General features: G+C 61.1%; 2 protein-coding genes. Both read left to right on the forward strand.

What is annotated here, in order from left to right:
- Nucleotides 1–74 precede the first annotated feature (74 nt).
- Nucleotides 75–773, forward strand: a complete 699-nt coding sequence (locus AC1DS3_RS38860; protein ID WP_441635181.1) for a TerC family protein — start codon at nt 75–77, stop codon at nt 771–773.
- A gap of 201 nt (nt 774–974) precedes the next feature.
- Nucleotides 975–1,188: thymidylate synthase (thyA, locus tag AC1DS3_RS38865; RefSeq protein ID WP_477129389.1), on the forward strand; the 214-nt coding region annotated here is incomplete at its 3' end.

The following is a 1,188-nucleotide window of genomic DNA, read 5'->3' on the forward strand; positions in this document are numbered from 1 at the left end:
CCCACACATCATGTCTCCAGGCCAAACCGGTGCGTACGCACGGCTCTTAGCTATTCGTTGTTCGAGGAGATTTCATGGAATGGTTTACCGATTTGTTCACGATGCAGTTCCTGACGGCACTGCTATCCATCGTCGTCATTGACCTTGTGCTGGCCGGCGACAATGCGATCGTGATCGCCCTGGCGGCGCGCAACCTGCCGCCCCACCTGCAGAAGAAAGCCATCATCTGGGGAACTGTCGGCGCGGTCGTGGTCCGTTCGGCCATGACGGTCGGCGTGGTGTGGCTGCTCAAGATCCCTGGCCTGCTGCTGATCGGCGGCGCGGCCCTGGTGTGGATTGCCTACAAGCTGCTGTCCGATGACGGCAATGGCGACGAACATGGCGCGGGCGCAACCACCCTGGTGGGCGCGATGAAGACGATCATCATCGCCGATGCGGTGATGGGCGTGGACAACGTGCTGGCAGTGGCCGGCGCGGCGCACGGCAGCTTCCTGCTGGTGGTGCTGGGCCTGCTCATCAGCATCCCCATCGTGGTGTGGGGCTCGAGCCTGGTGCTCAAGCTGATGTCGCGCTTCCCCTCGGTCATCTTCGTCGGTGCCGGCGTGCTAGCCTTCACCGCAGTCAAGATGATCGTCAGCGAGCCGCTGGTGAAGGATTTCTTCAACAGCAACGCACTGGCTTACTACGGCTTGTTCGTGGTTGTCGTTGGCGGCGTGCTGGGCGCTGGCTACCTGGTGCAAAAACGCCGGGCTCCGGCTACGGCCGCGCAGTAATGCGCGGCGGCGCCAGCGCCGCCGAGCTAGCTGGATCCTGAAAACGGGTCGCCACGGGTCGCCGAAAGGCGGCCCGTTTTGCTTTGCGATAAAATGCTAAACATTTAGCAATTTGCTATCCGGTTATTTGCTATTCGGTTAGCAGATTGCCGCCATACGCGCACGCCGCTGTCGCGTCACTTTTCCCCAACACCCGCGCCGATGAAACAGTACCTCGACTTCATGCGCCATGTGCAAGAGCATGGCACCGAAAAGGCCGACCGCACCGGCACCGGCACGCGCTCGGTGTTTGGCTACCAGATGCGCTTCGACCTGCGCGAAGGCTTCCCGGTGGTGACCACCAAGAAGCTGCACATGAAGTCGATCATTCACGAACTGCTGTGGTTCCTGAAGGGCTCGACCAACATCCAGTACC

This window comes from Cupriavidus sp. 01L46 (assembly GCF_056399905.1).

What these genes read in the sequence shown, in the direction of transcription:
- AC1DS3_RS38860 (WP_441635181.1), top strand. Translation starts at nt 75, where the DNA reads ATGGAATGGTTTACCGATTTGTTCACGATGCAGTTCCTGACGGCACTG.